Source organism: Arcobacter vandammei (genome assembly GCF_016106035.1).
In the GTDB taxonomy this organism is placed as follows: Bacteria; Campylobacterota; Campylobacteria; order Campylobacterales; family Arcobacteraceae; genus Aliarcobacter; species Aliarcobacter vandammei.
Window position 1 is genome coordinate 21,408 of record NZ_JADKPZ010000009.1, and the last position, 25,766, is coordinate 47,173.

At 26.4% G+C, this 25,766-nt stretch carries 27 protein-coding genes; 21 read left to right on the forward strand and 6 right to left on the reverse strand.

The window, feature by feature from the left end; all coding sequences use genetic code 11:
- Position 1 precedes the first annotated feature (1 nt).
- Genes IQC44_RS06230 through IQC44_RS06295 form a run of 14 tightly spaced genes read left to right on the forward strand, consistent with a single transcriptional unit; the run spans position 2 to position 14,358 of the window.
- On the forward strand, positions 2-1,471 hold the full coding sequence (locus IQC44_RS06230; RefSeq protein WP_198305483.1) for a Ppx/GppA phosphatase family protein: 1,470 nt from the start codon (positions 2-4) through the stop codon (positions 1,469-1,471).
- Positions 1,468-2,478: a lipopolysaccharide heptosyltransferase I gene (gene waaC / locus IQC44_RS06235; RefSeq protein WP_198305484.1), complete on the forward strand. Its 1,011-nt coding sequence runs from the start codon at positions 1,468-1,470 to the stop codon at positions 2,476-2,478. The genes IQC44_RS06230 and waaC overlap by 4 nt, the downstream gene beginning before the upstream one ends.
- On the forward strand, positions 2,463-3,377 hold the full coding sequence (locus tag IQC44_RS06240; RefSeq protein ID WP_198305485.1) for an LpxL/LpxP family acyltransferase: 915 nt from the start codon (positions 2,463-2,465) through the stop codon (positions 3,375-3,377). Before waaC ends, IQC44_RS06240 begins: the two co-directional genes overlap by 16 nt.
- A complete protein-coding gene (locus IQC44_RS06245) occupies positions 3,374-4,159 on the forward strand; it encodes a BUD32 family EKC/KEOPS complex subunit (RefSeq protein WP_198305486.1) in 786 nt (261 codons plus the stop codon). The genes IQC44_RS06240 and IQC44_RS06245 overlap by 4 nt, the downstream gene beginning before the upstream one ends.
- Positions 4,149-4,502: a diacylglycerol kinase gene (locus IQC44_RS06250; RefSeq protein ID WP_198305487.1), complete on the forward strand. Its 354-nt coding sequence runs from the start codon at positions 4,149-4,151 to the stop codon at positions 4,500-4,502. The genes IQC44_RS06245 and IQC44_RS06250 overlap by 11 nt, the downstream gene beginning before the upstream one ends.
- Positions 4,503-4,516: 14 nt before the next feature.
- Positions 4,517-6,508: an LTA synthase family protein gene (locus IQC44_RS06255; protein WP_198305488.1), complete on the forward strand. Its 1,992-nt coding sequence runs from the start codon at positions 4,517-4,519 to the stop codon at positions 6,506-6,508.
- A 3-nt stretch (positions 6,509-6,511) separates the two neighbouring features.
- Positions 6,512-7,765, forward strand: coding sequence for an O-antigen ligase family protein (locus IQC44_RS06260; RefSeq protein ID WP_198305489.1), 1,254 nt, complete (start codon positions 6,512-6,514; stop codon positions 7,763-7,765).
- Positions 7,766-8,656 (forward strand): glucose-1-phosphate thymidylyltransferase RfbA, encoded by an 891-nt coding sequence (gene rfbA, locus IQC44_RS06265; protein WP_198305490.1) that lies wholly within the window; start codon positions 7,766-7,768, stop codon positions 8,654-8,656.
- A complete protein-coding gene (rfbC, locus tag IQC44_RS06270) occupies positions 8,656-9,231 on the forward strand; it encodes a dTDP-4-dehydrorhamnose 3,5-epimerase (protein ID WP_198305491.1) in 576 nt (191 codons plus the stop codon). The genes rfbA and rfbC overlap by 1 nt, the downstream gene beginning before the upstream one ends.
- Positions 9,224-10,090, forward strand: a complete 867-nt coding sequence (gene rfbD, locus IQC44_RS06275) for a dTDP-4-dehydrorhamnose reductase (RefSeq protein WP_198305492.1) — start codon at positions 9,224-9,226, stop codon at positions 10,088-10,090. Before rfbC ends, rfbD begins: the two co-directional genes overlap by 8 nt.
- 10 nt (positions 10,091-10,100) lie before the next feature.
- The gene (rfbB, locus tag IQC44_RS06280; protein ID WP_198305493.1) at positions 10,101-11,255 is read left to right on the forward strand and encodes a dTDP-glucose 4,6-dehydratase; all 1,155 of its coding nucleotides are present in this window, start codon (positions 10,101-10,103) and stop codon (positions 11,253-11,255) included.
- 2 nt (positions 11,256-11,257) lie between these two features.
- Positions 11,258-12,103, forward strand: a complete 846-nt coding sequence (locus IQC44_RS06285; RefSeq protein WP_198305494.1) for a glycosyltransferase — start codon at positions 11,258-11,260, stop codon at positions 12,101-12,103.
- Positions 12,096-13,238 (forward strand): glycosyltransferase, encoded by a 1,143-nt coding sequence (locus IQC44_RS06290; protein ID WP_198305495.1) that lies wholly within the window; start codon positions 12,096-12,098, stop codon positions 13,236-13,238. Before IQC44_RS06285 ends, IQC44_RS06290 begins: the two co-directional genes overlap by 8 nt.
- A complete protein-coding gene (locus IQC44_RS06295) occupies positions 13,225-14,358 on the forward strand; it encodes a glycosyltransferase (RefSeq protein WP_198305496.1) in 1,134 nt (377 codons plus the stop codon). Before IQC44_RS06290 ends, IQC44_RS06295 begins: the two co-directional genes overlap by 14 nt.
- Here the strand turns inward: IQC44_RS06295 and IQC44_RS06300 are convergent.
- Entirely contained in the window at positions 14,344-15,393 is a 1,050-nt protein-coding gene (locus tag IQC44_RS06300; protein ID WP_198305497.1) for a glycosyltransferase family 4 protein, read from the reverse strand. The genes IQC44_RS06295 and IQC44_RS06300 overlap by 15 nt on opposite strands.
- Positions 15,394-15,502: 109 nt before the next feature.
- On the opposite strand from IQC44_RS06300, the gene IQC44_RS06305 reads away from it, so the two are divergent.
- From IQC44_RS06305 to IQC44_RS06335, 7 genes are read left to right on the forward strand one after another with little or no spacing between them, the layout of a single operon-like run.
- A complete protein-coding gene (locus tag IQC44_RS06305) occupies positions 15,503-16,252 on the forward strand; it encodes a lipopolysaccharide kinase InaA family protein (protein WP_198305498.1) in 750 nt (249 codons plus the stop codon).
- Entirely contained in the window at positions 16,242-17,576 is a 1,335-nt protein-coding gene (locus IQC44_RS06310; protein WP_198305499.1) for an RNA-binding domain-containing protein, read from the forward strand. The genes IQC44_RS06305 and IQC44_RS06310 overlap by 11 nt, the downstream gene beginning before the upstream one ends.
- 1 nt (position 17,577) lies before the next feature.
- Positions 17,578-18,303, forward strand: coding sequence for a polysaccharide deacetylase family protein (locus IQC44_RS06315; RefSeq protein ID WP_228286270.1), 726 nt, complete (start codon positions 17,578-17,580; stop codon positions 18,301-18,303).
- Entirely contained in the window at positions 18,300-19,058 is a 759-nt protein-coding gene (locus IQC44_RS06320) for a glycosyltransferase family 2 protein (RefSeq protein ID WP_198305500.1), read from the forward strand. Before IQC44_RS06315 ends, IQC44_RS06320 begins: the two co-directional genes overlap by 4 nt.
- Complete coding sequence (locus IQC44_RS06325; RefSeq protein WP_198305501.1) at positions 19,055-19,978, forward strand: glycosyltransferase family 9 protein; 924 nt, start codon at positions 19,055-19,057, stop codon at positions 19,976-19,978. Before IQC44_RS06320 ends, IQC44_RS06325 begins: the two co-directional genes overlap by 4 nt.
- Complete coding sequence (locus tag IQC44_RS06330; RefSeq protein WP_198305502.1) at positions 19,968-21,044, forward strand: hypothetical protein; 1,077 nt, start codon at positions 19,968-19,970, stop codon at positions 21,042-21,044. The genes IQC44_RS06325 and IQC44_RS06330 overlap by 11 nt, the downstream gene beginning before the upstream one ends.
- Complete coding sequence (locus IQC44_RS06335; protein WP_198305503.1) at positions 21,041-21,979, forward strand: glycosyltransferase family 9 protein; 939 nt, start codon at positions 21,041-21,043, stop codon at positions 21,977-21,979. The genes IQC44_RS06330 and IQC44_RS06335 overlap by 4 nt, the downstream gene beginning before the upstream one ends.
- A gap of 21 nt (positions 21,980-22,000) precedes the next feature.
- Here the strand turns inward: IQC44_RS06335 and IQC44_RS06340 are convergent, their stop codons facing one another.
- Genes IQC44_RS06340 through sufC form a run of 5 tightly spaced genes read right to left on the reverse strand, consistent with a single transcriptional unit; the run spans position 22,001 to position 25,764 of the window.
- Positions 22,001-22,351, reverse strand: coding sequence for a metal-sulfur cluster assembly factor (locus IQC44_RS06340; RefSeq protein ID WP_198305504.1), 351 nt, complete (start codon positions 22,349-22,351; stop codon positions 22,001-22,003).
- A 24-nt stretch (positions 22,352-22,375) separates the two neighbouring features.
- Positions 22,376-22,783: a SufE family protein gene (locus tag IQC44_RS06345; RefSeq protein ID WP_198305505.1), complete on the reverse strand. Its 408-nt coding sequence runs from the start codon at positions 22,781-22,783 to the stop codon at positions 22,376-22,378.
- Between the two features lie 4 nt (positions 22,784-22,787).
- Positions 22,788-23,975, reverse strand: a complete 1,188-nt coding sequence (locus IQC44_RS06350; protein ID WP_198305506.1) for an aminotransferase class V-fold PLP-dependent enzyme — start codon at positions 23,973-23,975, stop codon at positions 22,788-22,790.
- Positions 23,976-25,013 (reverse strand): SufD family Fe-S cluster assembly protein, encoded by a 1,038-nt coding sequence (locus tag IQC44_RS06355; RefSeq protein WP_198305507.1) that lies wholly within the window; start codon positions 25,011-25,013, stop codon positions 23,976-23,978.
- Positions 25,000-25,764 (reverse strand): Fe-S cluster assembly ATPase SufC, encoded by a 765-nt coding sequence (gene sufC, locus IQC44_RS06360; RefSeq protein WP_198305508.1) that lies wholly within the window; start codon positions 25,762-25,764, stop codon positions 25,000-25,002. Before sufC ends, IQC44_RS06355 begins: the two co-directional genes overlap by 14 nt.
- Positions 25,765-25,766: the final 2 nt, after the last annotated feature.

Below are 25,766 nucleotides of genomic sequence, written 5' to 3' on the forward strand. Positions count from 1 at the left end.
GATGTCAAAAATTACAACAATCATTGATATTGGGTCAAACTCAATGAGAATGGTTGTTTTAGAAAAATCTTCTCGTTTTGCTTTCTCCTTAATAAATGAGACAAAAAGTAGAGTAAAAATTTCTGAAGGTTGCTATGAAAATGGTGGAAACCTTCAGGAAATTCCTATGCAAAGAGCTTATGAAGCTTTAAAATCTTTTTTAAATATCTCAAATGCACTAAAATCAAGAAAAATTCTTTGTGTTGCAACATCAGCTTTAAGAGATGCTCCAAACTCTAAAGTTTTTTTAAATAGAGTAAGAACTGATTTAGGATTAAATATCAAAGTAATAAATGGAGAAAAAGAGGCATATTTTGGTGGAGTTGCCACTTCAAATTTACTTCATGATGATGATTTTGTAACAGTTGATATTGGTGGTGGAAGTACAGAATTTTGCTTTGTAAAAGATGGAAAAATAATAAAATCAATTTCGCTAGATATTGGAACAGTAAGGTTAAAAGAGCTGTATTTTAATAAAAATAATCTTGATGGTGCAAAAACTTATATTTTAGATAATTTAAAAAAGGTTTTTAATTTAGGTGTAGAAATTCCTTCAAAAGTTGTAGGAATTGGTGGAAGTATTAGATTTTTATCAAAACTTATTATGCAAAAAAATATATATCCACTAGATGCAATTCATGGTTTTACATATAGTGTAAAACAAGAACAAAAACTATTTTTAGATATTTTAAATACAAAAACAGTTGAAGATTTAGAAAATCTAGGAGTAAAAAAAGATAGATTTGATACTATAAAAGAGGGAACATTTATCTTTAAAACAATTCTTGATGAACTAAAAATAAAAACTGTTGTAACATCTGGAGTAGGAGTTCGAGAAGGAGTCTATCTTACAGATTTACTAAGAACTCAAAACCATAAATTCCCAGCAAATTTCAATGTAAGTGTGAGATCTTTACTTGATAGATTTCAAATTTGTCCAAAGCAAAGTGCTTATGTTGGAGCAAATGCTAGTAAAATTTTTGATATATTAAAACCACTTCATAATTTAGATGATAAGTATAAAACTCTTTTGGTTGTTTCATCTAAGCTTCACTCTATAGGAACAGCACTAAACTTTTATAAATCAAATGATAGTGCTTTTGAGTTTATTTTAAATGGTCTAAATTACGATTTTTTACACTCTTCAAGGGTTATAGTTGCTCATATTTTGAAGTTATCAAAAAAATCTTTGCCAAAAGAGAAAGATTTAGAACAATATAAAGAGCTTTTACCAAATCTTGAAACTATGCAATGGTTAGCTTTTATTCAAGCACTAAATTTGGCAATAAATATAGATTTTAGTCGTCCAAAAGTTGAATATACTTTGGATGATAATATTTTGCAGTTAATCTTACCAAATAAATCTTTTTTGGTTAAATCTTATATAGAAAAATTAGAAGTTCCACAAAAACTATTTTTAGAGATTTTATGATGAATAAAATAGCTATTATTAAGCTATCTGCTATGGGTGATATTATTCACTCTATGGTAGCTTTACAGTTTATTAAAAAGAAATATCCAAATATTCAAATTGATTGGTTTGTAGAGAGTGCTTTTGCTCCTGTTTTAGAAAATAATCCAGATATTTCAAATATTATAAGACTAAATTTAAAATCTATAAAAAAGTCAAAAAAAGAGATTTTTAATCAATTAAGTTTAGTAAAAGAGTATAAAAAAGAGAATTATGATTTAGTAATTGATGCACAAGGTCTTATAAAATCTGCTCTTGTTGCAAGATTTTTGGGAAAAAATAGAGTTGGATTTTGTAAAAATTCAACAAGAGAAGGTTTCGCAACACTATTTTATACAAAAAAAATATCAATAGCTTATGATGAAAATGTAATAGATAGAAATTGTTATTTGCTTAGTCAAGCTCTGAATTTTGATATTTCAAAAGATGAAATTTTGGCTAAAGAGCCATTTTTATTTTATAAAAATGAAGATGAGAAGATTTATGAGTATTTGAAAAAAGATAAGAAAAATATCTTATTGGTTGTTGGGGCCAGTTGGAAGAGCAAAATGTACTCTAAAGAGAAGTTTGCTAAAATAGTAGATAGTTTAGATGAGAATTTTTTAATTGCTTGGGGAAATGAAGAAGAAAAAGAGATAGCTATATTTATTTCACAAAATTCAAAAGCTTTAGTTTTACCAAAGATTGATTTAAATAGTTTAAAAGCACTTGTTTCAAAAGTTGATTTAGTAATAGGAAATGATACGGGTCCCACTCATATGGCTTGGGCTTTGAATACTCCTTCTATAACACTTTTTGGAAATACTCCAGCATATAGGAATACTTATCTTACAAAGATAAATAAAACTATAAAATCAGATAGTGAAGTAAATCCTTTTAAACTTAAAAAAGATGATTTTTCGATTTCAAATATAGATGAAAATGAGGTTATAGATATGGCAAAAGGGCTTTTATGTATAGAAAAATAAAAGATTATTTTAGACTTTTTTTATATAACATATTTATGTTTTTATTTTTAATTACTCCAAAATTTATTATGAAAAAAATATTACAATTTATGGCTTTTTTTGCCTATAAATTTAATAAAAAGCATAAAAATATAGCTCGTGCAAATCTTGATTTAGTTTACAAAGATAGGATAAGCGATGAGAAAAAAGAGGAGATAATTTATAACTCTTATAAATCTTTGGTTTATAATATGTATGAGTTTATAGAAAATCAAAATATTACAAAAGAGAATATGTTTAAAAAGGCAAATATTTTAAACAAAGAGATTATAGAAAAAGCTTTTAAAGATAATCGAAAAATTATCTATATAACTGCTCATTATGGTGGTTGGGAGATAACTTTGCCATATATTGCTTTGATGTTTGGAGAAATAGCAGTTGTAAATAGAAAGATGGATAATCCACATATTCAAGAAAAATATGCAGATGCAAGAAGTAAAAATCTTATTACAATGCTTGAAAAAGAAAATGCAGCAAAAGGTATGATAAAGGCTTTTAAAGAAGATAAAAGTATCGCAGTTGTGATTGACCAGCATATAGGAAGTGGAATAGATATTGAATTTTTGGGAGAAAAAGCAAAAGCTACTGATTCAGTTGCAAGAATGGCTTTAAAATTTGATGCAATAATTATTCCAATATTTACAGTAAATAATGGTTTTAGAGATTGGACTATTGAAGTTAAAGAGCCAATAGATGTGAAAACTTTTGAGTTTAAAAGTGATGATAAAATCAAAGAATTAACTCAAGCCCAAAATGATATTGTAACAAAACAGATTTTTGAAAAACCAGATTTTTGGCTTTGGCAACATAAAAGATTTAAAGCTTTTAATGATGATATTTATAAGAAGAAGTCAAATTGAACTCTTTTGAAGAAGTAGCAAAAAAAGAGTTTTTAAACTCAAAGAAAGAGATTTTTTCTTTTAATTTTGAAAATAGTAAATATTGGTTAAAAAGAGCAAGAGAAACAAAACCAAATAAAATCCAAACATTTTTTTATAAGATTTTCCCTTTTGAATTACTTATTCCTTCACTTTATAAAACAAAGATAGAAGCCTTAGAATTTGAGAGTTTAAAGATTGAGAGATTTGAAAAATTAGGGATTAATGTTCCAAAAGTTATTTATAAAAACAGTGAATTTTTTGTTCTTGAAGATAGTGGAATTAGCCTAAATAGTATTTTAAGAAATAAAGATATAGAAGAGAGTGAGTTTTACCTTTTTGTTGATTTGGTTTTAGAAGAACTTTGTAAAATCCATAATTTAGGAGATTTTCATGGGGGAAGCCAAATAAGAAATTTTACATATAAAAATAATAGAATTTTTGCTATAGACTTTGAAGAGAGTTTTGCTTCTAACATAGATATTAAAACATTGCAATATAGGGATTTTTTACTTTTTATTTTATCTTTTACAAAAGTTAGAAATGAAAAGTTTAGGGTAAATTATGAAAAAATAGTAGATAAATATTTAGAACTTTCAAACAATAAAGATTTTATAATTAAGCTTAAAAAATTGGCAAAAAAACTTACTTTTTTTGTTTGGCTATCTAAAAAAGAGATAATAAAAAGAAGATTAGGAAGTGATGTGAAATATTTTTTAGAGTTAATTGAGATTTTAAACAAAATGGATAAAAATGCAAAATAAACCAAAATACAGTTTTTTTAAAAATTGGAAATATGCACTAGATGGCTTGATAACTGCAATTAAAACAGAGAGTTCTTTTAAACTTGAACTTATTTTTGCTGTTTTTATAATACTTGGAATTATTTTTGTGGATACATCTTTAACAAATAAGCTTATTCTTCTTGTGACTGGAATTTTAGTTTTAATAACTGAACTTATAAACTCTGCAATAGAAAATGTGGTTGATTTATGCACAAAAGAGATTCATCCACTAGCAAAAAATGCAAAAGATATAGGTTCAACTGCTGTTATGTTTAGTATAACTTTACATATAGTTTGTTGGGGATTGATTTTGATAGCTTAAAAAGATAGGAAAAAATGATAGAAACTTTTAAGAGTAATACTTTTGTAATTTTAAAAAAACTTAGCATAATATATATATTATTTTTATTTATGATGAGTTCTTTTCGTATAGTTTATTTTTATTATTATAATGAATTAAATAGTGTAAATAATTTTTTATCTGATATTTTTAAAATGTTATTTTTGGGATTTAGAATTGATTTAACTGTAATTGGATATATTCAAGTAATTCCTACACTTCTTTTAATAACTTTATATTATTTAAAAAAAGAGTCTTTATATAAAGCTTTTCAAACCTTTTTGAAATATTATTTGTTTATATCATTTGTGCTTGTAAGTTTATTATTACTTGCTGATTTTGGTTTTTATTCATATTTTAAAGACCATATAAATATTTTATTTTTTGGGCTTTTTGAGGATGATACTTTTGCATTAATGCAGACTTTTTGGGAAAACTATAATGTTTTGTTTATATTATTTGTAATTTGTCTATATTTTACATTTTTATTTTTCTTTATACGAATTATTTTAAACAAAAGCTTTAGAAGTAATTTTTTATTTTTATTAAAAATCCCAGCTATATTTTTTGTTTTTTTATTAGTTTTCAACTTTTTTATAATTCGTGGAACTTTTGGAATGTATCCTTTGGGAAAAATGATTCCAAATGTTTCAGAAAATGAGTACATAAATAAGATGAGTCAAAATGGAGTTAGAGCATTTATTTCAGCTTATGGAGTAAGAAAAAATTATTTATCAAAAAAACTTGATTATATAAAAGAGACAGGTTTTGAAAATAATATTGCTGAAGCTTTTAAAATTCATAAAAACTCTTTAGATATTGATGAAGAGAATCTTCTAAATAATATTACATATAAAACAAAAAAAGTTGATGATGAAGATTATAATGTGCTTGTAATTATGGTTGAAAGTTTTGGGCTTCCAATACTAAAGTATCAAAGTGAAAAGTTTGATATTATGGGTAAACTAAAAAAACATTTTGATGAAGATATACTTTTTACAAATATTATAAGTGAGGGCGATGGAACAATCGCAAGTTTGGAAGCACTTTTATTAAATATTCCATATAGACCAAATAGTTTTCCATTTTCTCAATCAAATATGGCACAAACCAGCTTTGATTTTTCTCCAGCATTTTTATACAATAGTGCAGATTATAATACTAGTTTTATCTATGGTGGAGATTTAACTTGGAGGGATTTAGGAAAATTTGTGAAATATCAAGGATATAAATCTTTAGAGGGAAAACAAGATATTTATTCTTCAATAGAAAAAACAAAAACCGAAGATGAATATTTTCACCCTTGGGGAATATATGATGAGTATTTATATGAACATATATTAAAAAAACTTGAAAATAGCAAAGAAAAAGAGATGATTTTAGCTCTTAGTACAAATAATCATCCACCATATAATATTCCAAATGATTATAAGAGTAAAAGTTTAATTTTTAGTGAAGAGTTAAAAGCTCATATAACAGGTGATTTTGATTTAGCAGAACAAAGATTTAAATCTTATGCTTATGCACTTGATAGCATAGGGGATTTTTTAGATAAGTTTAAAAATAGTCATGCAAAAGATAACACAATAGTGGTAATTACAGCTGATAATAATACAGTTGAAGGAATTATGAAATATGAAGATAATCCAATATTTACTTCAAAAAATATTCCTATATATTTCTATTTACCAAAAAAACTAAAAGAGAAACTCAATATTGATACTACTGTTGCAGGTAGTCAAAAAGATATTTTCCCAACTCTATATAATCTTACTTTAAAAGATAAAAACTATTTATCTATAGGGAATGATTTATTTGACAAAATAGCCCCACACTATGGATTTAATGGCTCAATGATTGTAAATAGTGGAAATAAAGTAAGAAAACTTGATAGTTTACATTTAAAAGATGAAGATTATTTGATAAATTACTATAAAGCTAGTTTGGCAATAACAGAGTATTTAATAAAAAGTTATGATAAAAGGTAAGAAATGAATAAATTAATGTTCTTTAAAAATTTAAATTATGAAAAAATATATCTATATTTATTTATCTCATTTGCATTTATAATTCCACTTTCAAGAGCCATGATTAGTTTTTATGTTGTTTTGTTGCTTTTAATTTGGCTAATAGAGGGAGATTTTAAAAGAAAATTCGAACAGATAAAAGATAATCAAGTTTTAATAGCTTTAGGAATATTTATTATTTTTACATATTTATCTATTACTTGGTCTGATGGTACAATAGAAGATGGATTAAAAACTGCTACAAAACCTCTTAGGTTAATAATGATACCTTTGATTATAATAATCACATCTTTGAAATATGAGCATATTCCAAAAGTTATTAGTGGTTTTTTAGGTGGAATGCTTATTAGTGAAATATTATCTTATGGGATATTTTTTGAGTTATGGATTTTACCTGTAGGTGCTGGAGTTCCTATGGATCCAACTCCTTTTATGCATCATTTGGATTATTCTACATTTTTGACTTTTACTTCTCTTTTATTGCTTAATAGATTTTTTGATACACAAAATTGGAGAATCAAGGCTTTTTATTTTGTATATTTTTTATTTGTTACTTCAAATTTGTTTTTAAATGGCGGAAGAACAGGGCATTTTGCTTTTGCTGTATCTATTTTTATGGTAGGTTTTTTAAATATTAAAAATAAGATTAAAGCATTTTTTGCAATGCTTTTACTTGTATCAGCAATATTTTATTCAGCTTATCAAATAAGCCCAGTTTTCAAGGTAAGATTTGATGCAGGTGCGGATGAAATATCTCATCTTAAGAATGATAGCGATAGTAAATTTAGAGGTTCTTTTGGGCAAAGAGTTGGATTTTGGATTGTTGGTTCTGAGATAATAGAAGATAACTTTTTCTTTGGTACAGGTGCAGGTGGAGAAAAAATAACATTTAAAGAGTATTTCGATAAGCAAACAGAACCTGCTTTAAAAGGATTTACAAATATTATTGGAGAGTATCATAATCAATTTGTACAAACTTTTACAAGAGTTGGATTAATAGGTTTTATTCTTTATTTACTAATGTGGTACTGTATAGCTAATCTAAAAATAGAGAATTTTGCTTATTCTTCTCTTAGATATATTTTTATAACAGTATTTTTTGCTGCTTCTATGGTCGAAAATATATTTGAGAATCAGTTTCCTATGATGATGTTTGCACTCTTTGTTGGAATATTTATTGTAAGTAGTTCAAAAAAAGAGATAAAAGGAGAAAAATAAATGAAAGGCATAATACTAGCAGGTGGAAGTGGTACAAGATTGTATCCAATCACAAAAGGTGTGAGTAAACAATTAGTTCCAATATATGATAAACCAATGATTTATTACCCATTATCAGTTTTAATGTTGGCTGGAATTAAAGAGGTATTAATTATCACAACTCCAGAAGATCAAACAAACTTTATAAATCTTCTTGGAGATGGAAGTGAACTTGGTATGAAGTTTGAATATGTAGTTCAACCAAGCCCAGATGGTTTGGCACAAGCTTTCCTTTTAGGTGAAGAGTTTTTAGCTGGTGATGATGCTTGTTTAGTTTTAGGAGATAATATCTTCTATGGACATGGATTTACTAATCTTTTGGCTCAAAGTATAAAAAATATAAAAGAAGAAAATAGTGCAACTGTTTTTGGATACTATGTAAGTGATCCAGAGCGATATGGAGTGGCAGAGTTTGATGAAACTGGAAATGTAATAAGTATTGAAGAAAAACCAAAAGAACCAAAATCAAACTATGCTGTTGTTGGATTATATTTTTATCCAAATGATGTTGTAAAAAAAGCAAAAACTGTAAAACCAAGCCATAGAGGAGAACTAGAGATTACAACTTTAAATGAAATCTATCTAAAAGAAAGTAGATTAAAAGTTGAACTTATGGGAAGAGGTTATGCTTGGCTTGATACAGGAACTCATGAAAGCTTACTTGAAGCATCTAGCTATATTCAAACTATTGAAAAAAGACAAAGTTTAAAAGTTGCTTGTCTTGAAGAGATAGCCTATGAAATGGGATATATAACAAAAGAAAAATTAATAGAACTTGCTGAACCACTAAAGAAAAATCAATATGGACAATACTTAATAAAAAGAGCATCTCAACCAAGAAGGGTAAGATAATGCAATTTACTAGAACACAAATTCCTGATGTAGTAATTATTGAACCAAAAGTTCATGGAGATAGTCGTGGTTACTTTGTAGAGACTTTTAGGCAAGATAAACTTGAAGAATTTTTAGGCTACAAGATAAATTTTATTCAAGATAATGAAAGCAAATCTAGTTATGGAGTTTTAAGAGGATTACATTATCAGCTTCCACCATTTGCACAAACAAAACTAGTACGTGTAATATCTGGAAGAGTTTTAGATGTTGCAGTTGATATACGAAAAAACTCTCCCACATTTGGTAAACATGTAGCAGTTGAACTAAGTGCAGAAAATAAAAAACAACTCTTAGTTCCAAGAGGTTTTGCACATGGATTTGTAGTTCTTGAAGATCATACAACATTTGCATATAAAGTAGATAACTACTATAGTCCAGAGTGTGATAGAGGAATAGCTTTTGATGATGTTGATTTAGGTATAGATTGGCAAGTAGAAATTGAAAAACTACTACTTTCTGAAAAAGATAAAAAGCAACCAAAACTAAAAGATACAAATGATTTGTTTGATTTTGGAGTAGATTACTATGCTTAATGTTTTAGTAACTGGTTCAAATGGACAAGTTGGAAGTGAAATAAAAGAGCTATCAGCTAATTATCCTTATAAATTCTTTTTTACAACTAGAGCTGATATTGATATTACAGATAAAAATAGTATAAGAGAGTTTTGCCAAACAAACAGTATAGATGTGATAATTAATTGTGCAGCATATACAGCAGTAGATAAAGCTGAAACTGATATAGAAAATGCTAGTTTAGTAAATAGAAAAGCTGTAAAAAAACTAGCTCTTGTTTCAAGTGAACTAAATATTAAACTAATTCATATCTCAACTGATTATGTATTTGATGGTAAAGCTTATAAGCCATATTGCGAAGAATATGAAACAAACCCACAAAGTGTTTATGGTAAAACAAAATTTGATGGCGAAATAGAGCTAAGAAATATAAACCCAAAAAACTCAATAATTATAAGAACTTCTTGGGTTTACTCATATTATGGAAATAACTTTGTAAAAACAATGCTTCGTTTAGGAAAGGAAAAAGAGAGTTTAGGTGTAATATTTGATCAAGTTGGAACTCCAACTTATGCCTTAGATCTTGCCAAAGCTATTCTTGATATTATTCCTCAAATAGAAAATGAAAAAGTAGAAGTTTATAACTACTCAAACGAAGGAGTTTTAAGCTGGTATGATTTTGCAAAAGAGATTATGAAAATGGCAAAAATAGATTGTAAAATAAATCCAATAGAAACATATCAATACCCAACACCAGCAACAAGACCACACTATTCACTTTTAAATAAAGCAAAAATAAAATCAAAGTTTAATATAGAAATACCATACTGGAAAGATGGGCTTGATGATTGCTTAAAAAGATTAAATGAAAGAAAATAAGGAAATAAAAATGTTTAATAACAATAATAAAACAATACTAGTTACTGGATGTGCTGGATTTATTGGATCTAACTTTGTACCATATTTTTTGGATAAATATCCAAACTATAATCTTGTAAATATAGATTTGCTTACATATGCTGGTGATTTAGAAAACCTAAAAGAGGTTGAAAATAATCCAAATTATAAGTTTATAAAAGGTGATATTTGTAATCGTGAATTAGTAGAATATATTTTTACTGAATTTGATATACAAGGTGTAATTCACTTTGCAGCTGAAAGCCATGTAGATAACTCAATCAAAAACCCAGGAGTATTTGTACAAACAAATGTACAAGGAACATTTACTTTGCTTGATGTTGCTTATAAATATTGGATGGATAAACCATTTGTTTATAAACAAATGGTAGGGTTTGGAAATAAGGATTTAGGAGATAGTAATTTACCAAATCCCAAATCCCAAATTCTAACTCCTCGTTTTCATCATATCTCAACAGATGAAGTATATGGAACTCTATCAGATGACCCACTTGATTTGTTTACAGAAACTACTCCTTATGCTCCAAACTCTCCATATAGTGCAAGTAAAGCATCTAGTGATATGATAGTAAGAAGCTATCAAGAGACTTATGGTCTTAATACAGTTATTACAAACTGCTCAAATAACTATGGACCAAAACAACATGATGAAAAACTAATTCCTACAATTATAAGAAATGCTCTAAAAGGAAATAAAATTCCAATATATGGAGATGGAAAAAATATTAGAGATTGGTTATATGTACTTGACCACTGCAAAGGTATAGATTTAGTTTACCATACAGGAAATAGTGGAGAAGTGTATAATATTGGTGGAAGAAATGAAAGAACAAATCTTCAAATAGTAAACAGTATTTGTGAAATACTTGATAGAGAAGTTCCAATAGGAACTAAGAATTTATTCTTAGCAAAAGAAAAAGCTAAGGCTGAAGCCTTAGTTCCAAATATAAAAAGTTATAAAGAACTAATCACTTTTGTAGAAGATAGAGCAGGACACGATAGAAGATATGCAATAGATGCAACAAAGCTTGAAAATGAACTTGGATGGAAAGCAGATGAGAACTTTGATAGTGGGATTGTTAAAACTATTGAGTGGTATTTAAAGAAGTATAAGGAGGTGATATAATAATGAAGAAAGATATAAAATGCACAATAATAGTATCTGTTTATAAAGATACAGATAGTTTAGATTTAATTTTAGAGTCTTTATCAAAGCAAACAATGATTCCAAATGAAGTAATAGTATCAGAAGATTGTGAAAGTGGCGAGATGAGAAATTATGTACAAATTGCAAGAGAAAAATATAAAAATCTTGATATTACACATCTATTTCAAAAAGATGATGGTTGGAGAAAAAATAAAGCATTAAATAGGGCAATATCTTCTTCAAAGTATGAATATTTAATATTTATTGATGGAGATTGTGTTCCATATGATAATTTTATAGAATGGCATTTAAAATTAGCTTCACAAAATAATGTTTTATGTGGGAGAAGAAGTGAACCAGGAGAGTATATATCAAATAAAATAAGAGATAGAAATATAACAGTTGAAAATTATAGAAAAAATTATCTAAAATTATTTTTTGAATATAAAAATGATAAAGATTCAAAACATTATGATGCTGGAATATTTATAAATCCAAAATCTTTATTTGGAAAAATATTAAAAAATAAGAGAGATAAAAATTCTCATATAGTTGGTTGTAATTTTTCTTGTTTTAAAGTAGATTTAGAAAAAATTAATGGCTTTGATGAAGATTTTATAATGCCTACTACAGGAGAAGATACTGATATTGAACGAAGAATGAGAATTTGTGGAATTGAAATGAAAAGTTGTAGAAATGCTGCTATTATTGTTCATTTATATCATCAAAAAGTTTTTAATGATGAGATTTCAAGACAAACCTTAGAACTTATGAATTCTAAGGGAAATGAATATATATGTAAAAAAGGCTTAGTAAAATATGAATAAAAGATTTGTAACTCTATTTGAAAAGATTCAAAATATTCATTTGACAAAGGATGTAGGTCAAATCCCATATTTAATGTACAAAAAATTTAACTATGAATCTGTAATTGTTGGTCATAAAATTGATAAGAATTATCCATATTTAGAATCAGAGTGTGATGGGGGGGTAAAATTAAGTTTACTGCCAAAATTAAAGATAGGTAGAATTTCCTTAAGTATAGTTTTTTATTTAATTTTAAATGCAAAAAGAATAGATGTTTTAAATTTATATCATCATAGAACTAATACATATTTTTATATTTGGTTATATAAAAAACTTAACTCTAAAGGAATTGTATATTTAAAATCAGATTTAGTATTTGAGGGACTTAATAAGTGGCAATCATTTGTTAGTCCAAAATATAAGATAAGAAACTATTTTTTAAATAAAACTATAAAAGATACTGATATTATCTCTTTTGAAACCTATCAATCCTTTAATCTAGCAAATCAACTATATAATCAATATGTGAATAAATTATTATATTTACAAAATGGATTTAATATAAATGATGCATATAAATACTCCAAACCAAATCCTTATGAATTAAAAGAAAATTTAATTATTACTGTAGGTAGAATAGGAACTTACGAAAAAAATAATGAACTTTTACTTGAAGCAGTTAGTAAGATAGATTTAAAAGATTGGAAAGTTTATTTAATTGGTCCAATAGAAAATGATTTTATTCAATATATAGATAAATATTATAAGGCTTATCCACACTTAAAAGATAAAGTTGTTTTTTTAGGAAATATAACTGATAAAAAAGAACTATATAATTATTATAACAAATCTAAAATATTTTGTTTAACATCAAGAGATGAAAGTTTTGGGTTGGTTTATACAGAAGCACTTAGTTATGGCAACTTTATTATTTCTACTAATGTTGGTGCAGTAATTGATGTAACTAATAATTTACGATATGGAACATTAATTGAAAATGAAAAAGATTTATCTATCAAGTTGGAAAAGCTAATTTTAGATGAATCAAAATTAAAAAATTTATATAATTCTAGTATAGAATTTGCAAAAATAAATTTTGATTGGTATAGTATTGTAGATAAACTAGAGGAAAAAATTCAAAATGTTAGAAAATAAGATAAAAGTTCTAGTTCAACTAAATCAACTTGGATATGGAGGAACAGAAAAGGCGATTTATACCTTTTTAAAAAATTCAAATACAAAAAAATTTATATTTTATATTTATGTAAATTCAGATATTTACTCTCTAAATTATTGGCGGATTAAAGCACTTAAATTATTTTGTAAAAAATATGAAATAAAATTTAAGGAAAAATATGAAACATCTTTTGCTAGATGGAATGATTTTTCAGAAATATTAGAAGATAAAATATTTGTAGGTAATGGATTTGATGGATTTATTAAAATTATAGAAAAAATAAAGCCAGATGTAATACATTTTAATAGAGGCGTTTTTAATGATTTTTATACGACAAGAATAGATGAAATTCCAAATGCTATTAAACTTGTTGAAACTAATATTTTTGGAATAGATTCTAATATATCTTATTTAGAAAGACTTAGTAGTATTTTTTTTGTAAGTAAATGGTTAAGAGATGAAGCAAAATGGAGTATAAAATATAATTCTAAAATTCTTTATAACCCAATAAATAGAAGAATTACAAATGAAACTTTGCATGAAAAATTTAATATTCCAAAAGATGATATTGTTTTAGGTAGAATAAGTAGACCAAATTTGGATGATGGAGAATTTATATTTAATATTTTAGAAAAAACTTTAGATAAAAATATTTGGTTTATATCAATTGGTGCTTCAGAAAATTTTATTAAATTAACAAAAAACAATCCTAAAATTATTAATTTATCTCCAACAGTAGATACTATATATATTGATCAATTTTATAATACACTAGATATATTACTTCATTTTAGAATAGAAGGTGAAACTTTTGGAATGAATATAGCAGAAGCTATGATTCATGGGAAACCAGTTATTTCTCATATTAGTAAAAAGGATAATGCTCAATATGAGTTACTTATTTCATATAAAGAATGTGGATTTGTAATAAATTTAGATATTGATGAATATGTTAATAAACTTAAAATTCTTATAGAAGATTTAGAAATTAGAGATAGATTTTCAAGAAATGCAGAAATAGTTGCAACTAGTTTATTTTCTGAAGAAAAGGTAACATCTATCTTAGAGAAATATTACCAAGATTTATTTACTAATTAAAATATCTTTAATTTCTTCAAACTGCTTTTCACTATCAAAAAATAAGTTAGCTCTATTTTGTCCATTTAAAGCTAATTTATTTTTAAACTCACTATTATTTACTAAAAAAGTTAATTTTTCAAACAAATCATTGCTATTCATACTTTCAAACAAAAGCCCAGTTTCTTTATCATCTATAATCTCAAGTGGTCCTCCGCTATTGCTTCCTAAAACACAAATGCCACATTTCATAGCTTCAATTAATACTAGCCCAAAAGTTTCTTTTTTTGTAGCAAGTACAACACAATCTGCAATTTGCATAAAATCTGTTGGATTTGATACAAAATTTGTAAAAATATCATTTGAATATTTTGATTTTAGCTCTTCAAAATATCTCTCATCCATATAGTGTCCAATAACTAATGCTTTTGCATTTATATTTTTTTTTCTTAATTTTTCGACAGCTTCAAGTACAATATGTTGTCCTTTCGCTTCTTCAACTCTGCCAACAATGCAAACTATAAATTCATCTTTTATATTTAGTGATTCTTTTAAACTGTTTTTTTCTTCATTTGATAAAAATTTTGGTGTATTCGCCCCAATATACGAAATTTCTATCTTAGGTCGTATATCTTTTGGTATAAATTTTTCAAGTTGTTCTTTTACAAGATTTGTAACAGCTATTATCATATCAATATTTTTATATAAAAATTTGTGATAAAAATCACTTTTAAATCTTGTCATATGCATATGTCTTGTTTGAACAATTTTTGGTTTTCTTTTTGAAAGTATTTTTGCTAAAACAACAGTTGGAATATCTTTTGTCCAGTGAAGATGTATAATATCGATTTGTTCTTTATCTATAATTTTTGCAAGTTTAAAAAAACCAAATTTTGAAAGTTCAAAGTATTCTATTTTCTCGCTATCAAATATATTTTTTAGTTTTGATTCTTTATTTATTACAGCTGGTGAATTTAAATATTTTGTAATATTTTTCATATATAGTTCTAACCCACCCAAATCAGGTGATAAACAAATTTCTAGTATTTTTTTCATATATTGCTTTCTTTAAAAATGGTGTCAATTTTACTTTTAATATAGTTAAATTCAAATTAAAAGCAAGATTTCGATAAAATCTACTTTACTATACAAAAAAGGTTTTATTTTGCCAAAGTTCAAATATGAGATAAACAAAGATTTTACATCTTACAAGGATTTTTTACTAAATATAAAAAACTATTTTCAAAATAGTTCAAACTCTATTCATAAAGCAAGAAATGAGATAAAAGTAATAAATCATTTAAATGAAAATTTAGTTGTAAAATCTTTTAAAGTTCCAAATTTTTTAAATAAAATTATTTATACTTTTTTCAAAAATTCAAAGGCAAAAAAATCTTATGATTATGCATTAAAAATTGGCTCTTTTACCCCAAAACCAATAGGATATATAGAGTTTTATGAAAATTCAACTTTAGATGAAAGCTATTTTGTAAGTGAGCATTTTGCTTATGATTACACTATACGAGAGCCTCTTTTAGATGAAAATTTTCCAAAGAAAGAGCAGATTTTCAAAGCATTTGCACACTTTTCACACTCGCTACATGAAAATGAGATTTATCATTTGGATTTTAGTCCAGGGAATATTTTGATAAAAGAGGAAAATGAAGAGTTTATATTTAAAATTGTAGATATAAATAGAATGAAATTTAGACCTCTTTGTAATAATTTGCGAATGCAAAATTTTTGTAAACTTTGGGCAAAAGATGAAGATTTAAAAATAATAATCAAAGAGTATGCAAAAATATCTGGAACAGATGAAAAAATAATGATAGAAAAAGCTTTAAAATATTCACACAAACATAAAGCAAAAATAAATTTCAAAAAAAGAATAAGAGGACAAAAAGTTGTTGATTGAATCTCAACTTACAGAGTTTAAACAAATCTGGAAAGATGAATACCTAAAAACTATCTGTGCCTTTGCAAATAGTGAAGGTGGAGTTTTATATATTGGATTTGATGATTTTGGAAATATTGTGGGGCTTGAAAATCTTAAAGAGTTGGTAGAAATATTGCCAAATAAGATAAACAATAGATTAGGAATTATTGTAGATATTTTTATTGAGAATGGGGATAATAAAGATTTTTTAAAAGTTGTAGTTCAAAAAACTTATGCACCAGTATCTTATAATGGAAAATTCTATATAAGAAGTGGGAGCAATACAATAGAGCTAAGCAGTAGCAATCTTACAAATTTTTTACTAAAAAAATATGGTAAAACTTGGGATGATATTGCAGAAGAGAGATTTAATTTAGATGAAATAGATTTGCAAACAATAAAGAAGTTTAAAAAACTCTCACATGATAGAGTTCCAAATATTGAAAATGAAGATAATTTAGAAGAGCTTTTAAAAAAACTAAACCTTTTTGATGGAAAATATCTAAAAAGAGCAGCAATTTTACTTTTTGGTAAAAATCCACAAAAATATTTTGTGCAATCTCACTCAAAAATAGGAAGATTTTTAAGTGAAACGGAGATACAAAGTAGCGATATTATAGAGGGAAATCTTATAAATCAAGTTGATGAGATTATGGATATTTTAAGATTAAAATATTTAAAAGCTTATATCTCTTATGAGGGAGTTCATAGAAGAGAAAAGCTTGAGTATCCTTTTGAAGCTCTAAGAGAAGCCATAATAAATGCTTTAATTCATAGAGATTATACAAATACTTCAAATTTACAAATCAAAGTTTTTGATGATAAGCTTGTAATGTACAATGGAGCTACTTTAAGTAGTGAAGTTCCAATAGAAAAATTTGATAAACCACATCCTTCAAAACCATTTAATCCAACAATGGCAAAAATTTTTTATCTATGTGGATTTATAGAAAATTGGGGAAGAGGTACAAATAATATTATAAACAGATGTTTGGAATATGATTTGCCTAAGCCAACTTTTGAGTATGAATGGGAAGCAGTAGTAACTACATTTTATAAAACTACCCAAAAGACTACCCAAAAGACTACCCAAAAGACTACCCAAAAGAGTACAAAAGAGAGAATATTGGAGTTTTTATCTTCAAATAACAAAATGACTAGAGAAGATTTATCGCTTAATATTGGGGTAACATCAGATACAATAAAACATCATATTGCAAATTTACAAAAAGAGAATAGGTTAAAAAGAGTTGGTGGAAGAAAAGATGGATTTTGGGAAGTAATAGAAGAAAAAGGAGAATGATTTGTTGATTAGTGTTATGTACCATCATGTAAATAGTGATAGATGTTCAAATGATTTGGCTATTTTTGAAGAGCATTTAAAATATATAAAAGAGAATTTTGTATCAGTTTTTCCAGCTGAAAAAGTAGAGAAAAACTCTATTTGTCTTACTTTTGATGATGCTTATGCTGATTTTTATTTTCTTATTTTTCCACTACTGAAAAAATATAATCTAAAAGCACTTTTAGCAATTCCGTCAAAATATATTTTAGAAGATACTGATGAATTGCCAGAAAATAGAATGAATTTTGAGCATAATGATTTGTTTATAAATTATGAAAGAGCAACTTTTTGTACATACAAAGAGCTGAAAGAAATGCGTGATAGTGGGCTTGTAGAGTTTGCTTCGCATTCGCATTCACATATAAATTTACTTGAAAATGAAGTGGATTTGGATTTAGAACTAAGAGTTTCACAAGAGATTTTAGAAGAAAAACTGGGTGTAAAAGTGGATAGTTTTGTATTTCCTTTTGGAAAATATAATCAAAGCATTTTAAAAGAGGCAAAAAAATATTATAAATATAATTTTAGAATAGGAAATGCAATTCACAAAGATTTCTCTGGAATAAATGGTGCTATTTATAGGGTTGATGGAGATGGATTAAAAAGTGCAGATGAGATTTTTACACTAAGTAAAATCTTAAAATATAGATTTAAAGCATTTACAAAAAAGTTGAGTAACAAATGAATATAAGTGTAGTTGTACTAGCAAAAAACAATGAAAAAACTATAGAAAAAACTCTTCAAAGTTTAGTTGGTTTTTCTGATGTTGTGGTTTATGACAATGGATCAGCTGATGAAACAATGAATATTGCAAAAAAGTTTTCAAATGTAAATTTAGTGCAAGGTGAATTCAAAGGTTTTGGTTGGACAAAAAACCAAGCAGCAAGTTTTGCCTTAAATGATTGGATTTTGATTATTGATAGTGACGAGGTTGTTGATAGTGAACTTTTTTCTACACTAAAAAACAAAAATTTAGATGAAAAAACTGTTTATAGACTCAATTTCAAAGCATTTTACAAAGATATTCAAGTAAAATATTGTGGTTGGAATAATCAAAAAATAAAAAGACTATATAATAGAAAAACAACTTCATATAACTCAAATGATGTTCACGAAGATATTATAACTGATGGTTTAAAAATGGAAGAATTGAAGGGAAATGTCGAGCATTACAGCTATCATACAATTTCAGAATTTATAATAAAAGCAGATAGATACTCAACACTTTTTGCACAAAATAATGTGGGGAAAAAATCTTCAAGCCCAACAAAAGCATTTTTTAATGGACTTTATTCATTTATAAAAACATATATTTTTAAGCAAGGATTTAGAGATGGATATGTGGGATTAATCATAGCTTTTTCTCATCTGGTTACAAATTTCTATAAATATATAAAGCTTTATGAAGCAAATATTGAGTTAAAAAAGAAGCAAAAATGAATTTACTTATAACAAGACACGATAAAATAGGGGATTTTTTAGTAACTTTACCCCTTTTTAAAACTATAAAAGAGCAGTATCCAAGTACAAATTTAACAGCTTTGGTTTCAAAAATAAACTTTGATTTTGCAAAGAGTTTAGATTTTATAGATGATGTGATTTTATATGATAAAAACGATTTGAATAAGACTTTAGAAGATATAAAAAAAAGAAAATTTGATGCAAGTATCTCTTGCTATATTGATACATCTTTAGGAAAAATGCTATTTAAAAGTGGTATAAAAAAAAGAGTTGCACCTGCTACAAAAATTGCACAAATATTTTTTAATAAGCGAATAAAACAACGAAGAAGCAAGGTAGAAAAAACAGAGTGGCAATATAATCTTGATTTAGCAAAGGCTATATTTCCAGAGATAAAACTGGACTTTACAAGACCTATTTTAAATCTTGATATAAAAAAAGAAAAAAGAGTTATTTTTCATGCTGGATTTGGTGGAAGTAGTGATGGAAATTTAAGTTTAGATGATTATTTAAATCTAGCAAGAAGTATAAAAGATAGTAGCAATGAAATAGTTTTCTCTTTTGGACCAGATGATTCTAAAACAAAAGAGTATATAGAAAACAGCCTTGATTTTGAAGCTATTATATATGACTCAAAAGGCACTTTGCTTGAATTTACAAAATATATTGCATCTTCAACTCTTTTTGTAAGCACTTCAACAGGACCTATGCATCTTGCAGGTGCAACAAATACAAAAACACTATCTTTTTTTGGTGATAGTTTGTTTGCAAGTAGCAAAAGATGGGCAACAATAAGTGATGAAAAATTGCAAAATAATTTTATGTTAAATGCAAATTACACTAAAGAAGATTATTTAAAAATAGAGAATAGATTAAAAGAGATTTTAGATGAAAAATAGCCATTTTGTTTGGGATGATTACTCAGATCAACCATATATTATAAAAGATAGAGCTTTTAAAAAAGCTATGAGAAAGAAAAATATTGATGATTATATCAAAATGTTTTTGTCTTCTATTTTTATATTACCAATTTCAGCTCTTATTATGAAGTTCTTTCGTGGAAAAGTAGAAGTTTCAAATAGTGAATTAATAGGTCTTGGAGTAAATTTAGATAAAGATGATGGCAAAAACACTCAACAAAATCTTATTGAAGATTTAGGAGTAAAAAATCTAATAATAAGAGTTCCACTTAATGATATAGAAAATATTGATTTATATGTAAACTTTGCTAAAAGCTTTAATGAAAAAAGCGTCAAAAATATTTTACTAAATATTATACAAGATAGAGTTAATATTGAAAATCACGAACTTTTAAAAGAAAATTTAGATTTAATTTTTACAAAATTTAAAGATATTTCAAATGAATTTCAAATAGGAACAACTATAAATAGGTTAAAATGGGGCTTTTTTTCTGTAAATGAGTATATGGATTTTTATTTTATTACTCAAAATTTAAGAGATGAAAAATACCCAAATATTAAGCTTTTAGGACCTTCAGTTATAGATTTTGAGTACTACTACAATGTTCGAGCTATGTTTAATCTAAAAAAAATAAAATATGATATAACTTCAGCTTTGCTATATGTTGATAGAAGAGGAAGCCCAAAAAACACTCAATATGGTATTTTTGATTTAAAAAATAAAATAGATTTGCTTTTTTCTTTGGTTAAATTAAGCCCAAAGACAAAAAGTGATGATATCTATATAACTGAAACAAATTGGCCTATAAAAAATACTAGCCCTTATGCACCAACAAGTGAAAAAGAGTGTGTGAGTTGTGAAGACTACACAAAATATATGTTAGAGTATTTTGAAATAGCAAAAAAATCAAAGAAGATAAAAAGAGTTTATTGGCATCAGTTAATAGCTCCTGGTTATGGTTTAGTTGATAATAGAGATGAAAAAATTGTAAAATATCCACAATATTTTGCTTTTAAAAAGTTGTTACAGGAAAAAGAAAAATGAAAATATTTATAGAGATACCAACTTGGCTAGGAGATGCAATAATGGCAACTCCTGCAATACAAAATATTATAAAAACATATCCAAGTGCCAAAATTACACTTTTAGGCTCATTTGTCTCAACACAAGCTTTTCAACACTATCCAAATATTGAAAAAGTTGTAATCGATAATACAAAAAAAACTGGAAATAGATATAAAAACTTAATAAATCTAGCAAAAAGCTTAGGAAAATTTGATTTAGCAATCTCTTTTAGAAGAAGTTTTTCATCAAAATTTATGATGTTTTTTGTCAAAGCAAAAAAGAAGTTTGGCTACAAAAGACTTACAAAAAAAGAGATACATCTTGCTATTAGATACAATGATTTTGTAAACAAAGCTTTAAATCTAAAAAATGAAGCAGGGGATTTAAAGCTATATTTTACACCCTTTTCTTACTCTAAAAAAACTTTAGGAATAAATCCAGGGGCAACATATGGAAGTGCCAAAAGATGGTATCCAGAAGAGTTTGCAAAAGTTGCAATATCTTTAGCAAACTCTTATGATATTGTAATTTTTGGAGGACCTAGTGAGATTGATATGGCAAATGATATTGAAAAAGAGCTAGTAAAAAATGGTGTAAAAAACTACCAAAATCTAGCTGGAAAAACTAGCATAAAAGAGCTAATAGAAAAAATAGCTGGATTAGATTTGTTTATTACAAACGATAGCGGACCTATGCATATTGCAGCTGCTTATAAAGTAAAAACAATCTCTATTTTTGGACCAACAAAACAAACAGAAACAAATCAGTGGAGAAATGAGAAAAATGGCTTGATTGTAAGTAAAAATCTTGATTGTATGCCATGTATGAAAAGAGTTTGTCCACTAAAACATCATGATTGTATGAAGCAAATAAAAGCTAGTGATGTTTTAGAAGCCATAAAGAACTTTAGCTAGTAGAAATTTAAGACTAAATTTCTACCAAGCTATAGCCGCTCCACTTGCACCCATAATCTCTTTTGCATCTTCACTCATCATATATGGTTCCCAAACTGGCTCAAAAACCAAATTTACTTTTGCTTCATCTACTTCATCAACAGCCATAGCAACATATCGCACTTGTTCAAGTAAACTATCAGCCACAGGACATGCAGGGCTTGTAAGAGTCATATCAATTTCACAAAATAGATAATTTTCTCTCTCTTCTAGCTCAATATTATAAATAAGTCCAAGATTGTAAATATCTACTGGTATTTCAGGGTCATAAACTTTTTTTAAATTCTCTATAATTTTCTCTTTTATCTCTTCTTTATTAAAAATTCCGCTCATTTTTTATCCTATTTTTTAAATTCTTTAATATTTTAAAGCATACTCTTTTATTTTTTTAATCATTCCAATAACTCCACTTTGTCTGTTTGGAGTTATAACCTCGCTTAATTCAAGCTCTTTTATAATATCCATATCAACTTCTTTTAACTCTTTTATTGAAGAGTCTGAAAAGATTTGTAAGATTATGTAAACTAAACCTTTTACAATAATTGCATCACTTGTTCCATAAAAAAATAGCTTATCATCTTTTTTCTCGCAAATTAACCAAACTTGAGAAGTACAACCATGGACTAAATTTTCAGGAATTTGATTTGCTTCATCAAAAGGAGGTAATTTTTTTCCTAAATCAATAATATATTCATATTTAGCTAACTCTTCATCAAAAAATTCTAAATCCTCTTTTATATCTGCAACTCTTTTTTCTATATTCATTTTTTTAATCCTTTAACATACTTAAAGCTCTTTTTAAAGCTACTATTAATTTATCTATATCTTCAAAATCATTATAAAAAGCCAAGCTAACTCTTATTGTTCCTTTTATTTGAAGCTTGTTCATAATTGGCATAGCACAGTGGTGTCCAACTCTAAGAGCTACCCCCATTTTATCAAGTAAAATAGATATATCATCATGCATAATTCCAGCAAAATTGAAGCTTCTACTTCCACTACAATTTTCTATATTGTTATAAAAAATTATATCGGGAAGTTTTTTTAGTTCATTATCTAAATACTCTAAAAGCTCTTTTTTTCTTTTTTGTATTGTTTCATATCCGATATTTTCAATATATTTTAAAGCCTCTTTAAAAGCAATAACTCCAGCAATATTTTGAGTTCCTGCTTCAAACTTATATGGAGAGTTTAAAAAAGTTGTCCCTTTTTCAAAATCAACTGTGTGAATTGTAGCTCCACCTGTTTGATAAGGTTCAACTTCATTTAAAAACTTCTCTTTTATATATATTGCTCCAACTCCTGTTGGTCCAAAAGTTTTATGAGCTGAAATTACAAAAAAATCACAATCAAGTTCTTCTACATCTATTTTAAAGCTACTTAAACTTTGAGCCCCATCGATTAATACTACACAACCATAAGAGTGAGCTAAAGAGATGATTTTTTTTATATCATAAACCACACCAAAAGCATTTGTAACATGAGCAACACTTACAAAAGAGTTTGGATTTTTTTTCAAAAGTTCTTCAAAATGAAGAAAATCAAAATCTAAATTAGAGCTACAATTTACAACTTCAAGTCCATTTCCTAAAACTCTTCCTTGCATTTGCCAAGGCACGATATTTGCATGGTGTTCAAGGCTAGAAATAATTATAGTTTTAAACTTTTTAGCAAAAGAGGAAGCTATAAAATTTATACTTTCTGTTACACCTTTTGTAAAAATTATCTCCTCATTTTTCTTTGCATTTATAAAGTTTTTTAAATACTCTCTTGTATTTTCAAACTCTGTTGTAGCCTTTGCAGCATCTCCAAAACCGCTTCTATGAGTATTTGAGCAATATTTTGTGTAGTATTCAATAGTGCTATCAATTACACTTTGTGGCTTTTGAGTTGTTGCTCCATTGTCAAGGTAAACTGTTTTTGAGTTTGCAAAAAATGGAAAATCTTTTTTATACATTTAAATATAGCTCTCTTTTTTATACTCTTCTACAAATTTTTTAAGATTTTCATCTTTTAGATTATCTTTTATTGATGATTCAAAAGCTTCAAGTAGCATCAAGTAAGCATCATTTCTAGGAATTCCTCTTGCAGTAAGATAGTAAAGTTCATCTTTATTTAATGTTCCTGTTGTAGTTCCATGACTAGCCTCAAGCTCATCTATATAAATTTCTAAAAATGGTTGTGCAAAAATAACTGCATCATCACTTAAAAGTATTGAGTTACAATTTTGGAATGCTTTTGAATATAGACCTTTTTGTGTAACTTTTGATTTTATTTTTACAACAGCTCTTGAATTGTCTAAAAGTGAGTTTTTGTAGTTTATATTACTTCTTGAATTTTGATTATTATGTGTTGTATTTACTAAAGTTGAAATATTTGCACTATTTCTTAGTTTATTTAAACCATTTAATTCATAGTTTACACCAAGGCTTTCTATACAATTTTCAAAACTATTTACAACAAAACCATTTCCTAATTCAAAATTTGAAATCTCAACATTTGAGCTATCTTCTTGAATAGTTTTAAATGATAAAATAAAAGAGTTGTTTTCTTTAATATCTTGAATTTTTACATACTCAATAGATGAATTTTGATTAGCTTTTATAACTCTATTGCTAAGTAAACAAGAACTATTCTTATTACTTATAAAAACTTCAATCACACTTGCTTTTACTCCATCAAGAACCTCTATTAAAAGATTATTTGAAAATAGAGTATCATCTTCTTTTATACTATTTACTATTAAAATAGGCTCTTTTGTATTCTCTTTTATAGTTAAAACTTTTTGTTTATCATCTATTTTATTTGCAATTGAAAAAAGTTTTGATTCATAAACAAAACTATCTTTTTGCTCTTTTAATTCTAAAGATAGCTTAGAAAAATCTAAAATCTTTTGTTCTTTAAAATCAAAGTTAAAAAGTGAAGCAAAGTCTATTTTTAAGAACTCTTCCTCTTTCTTTTGTGGTAAATTTGTATTTAAATTAATTATCTGCATTGTTTATTCCTAATGCTTCAAAACCTTTCTCATCAAGTTCTAAAGCTAGTGAGTAATCTCCAGTTTTTGCAATTTTTCCATTGCTTAAAATATGTACAAAATCAGGTTTTATTAGCTCTAAAAGTCTATCATAGTGAGTAATCATAAGAACTGATCTTTTCCCATCAAGCATTGAGTTTATAACATTTGCAACTATTTTAATAGCATCAACATCAAGTCCACTATCAATCTCATCTAGCATTATTAAATCAGGACTTAGCATTAAAAGTTGAACTAACTCATTTCGTTTTTTTTCTCCACCACTAAAACCATCATTTAAATCTCTTTGTAGAAGTTTTCTATCTATTTCAAACTTATTTGTTTCCTCTTTTACAAGTTTTAAAAATGCCATTGCATCAAGCTCATCTTTTCCTTCATAAGCTCTTTTTGCATTCATAGCTGTTCTCAAAAAGTAGCTATTATTTACTCCAGCAACTTCAACAGGGCTTTGGAAACTCATAAAAATTCCCTCATTTGCTCTTGTTGATACATCCATCTCAAGTAAATCTTTATTTTTAAAAGTAATTCTTCCATCTGTTACTGTACAGTCATAATGAGCTGCCAAAGTTTTAACTAAAGTTGATTTTCCTGCTCCATTTACACCCATTAAAGCATGAACTTCACCCTCTTTTATCTCTAAATTTAGACCTTTTAAAATCTCATTTTCATTTATACTTACTTTTAAATCTTCAATTTTTAATAAACTATTCATAA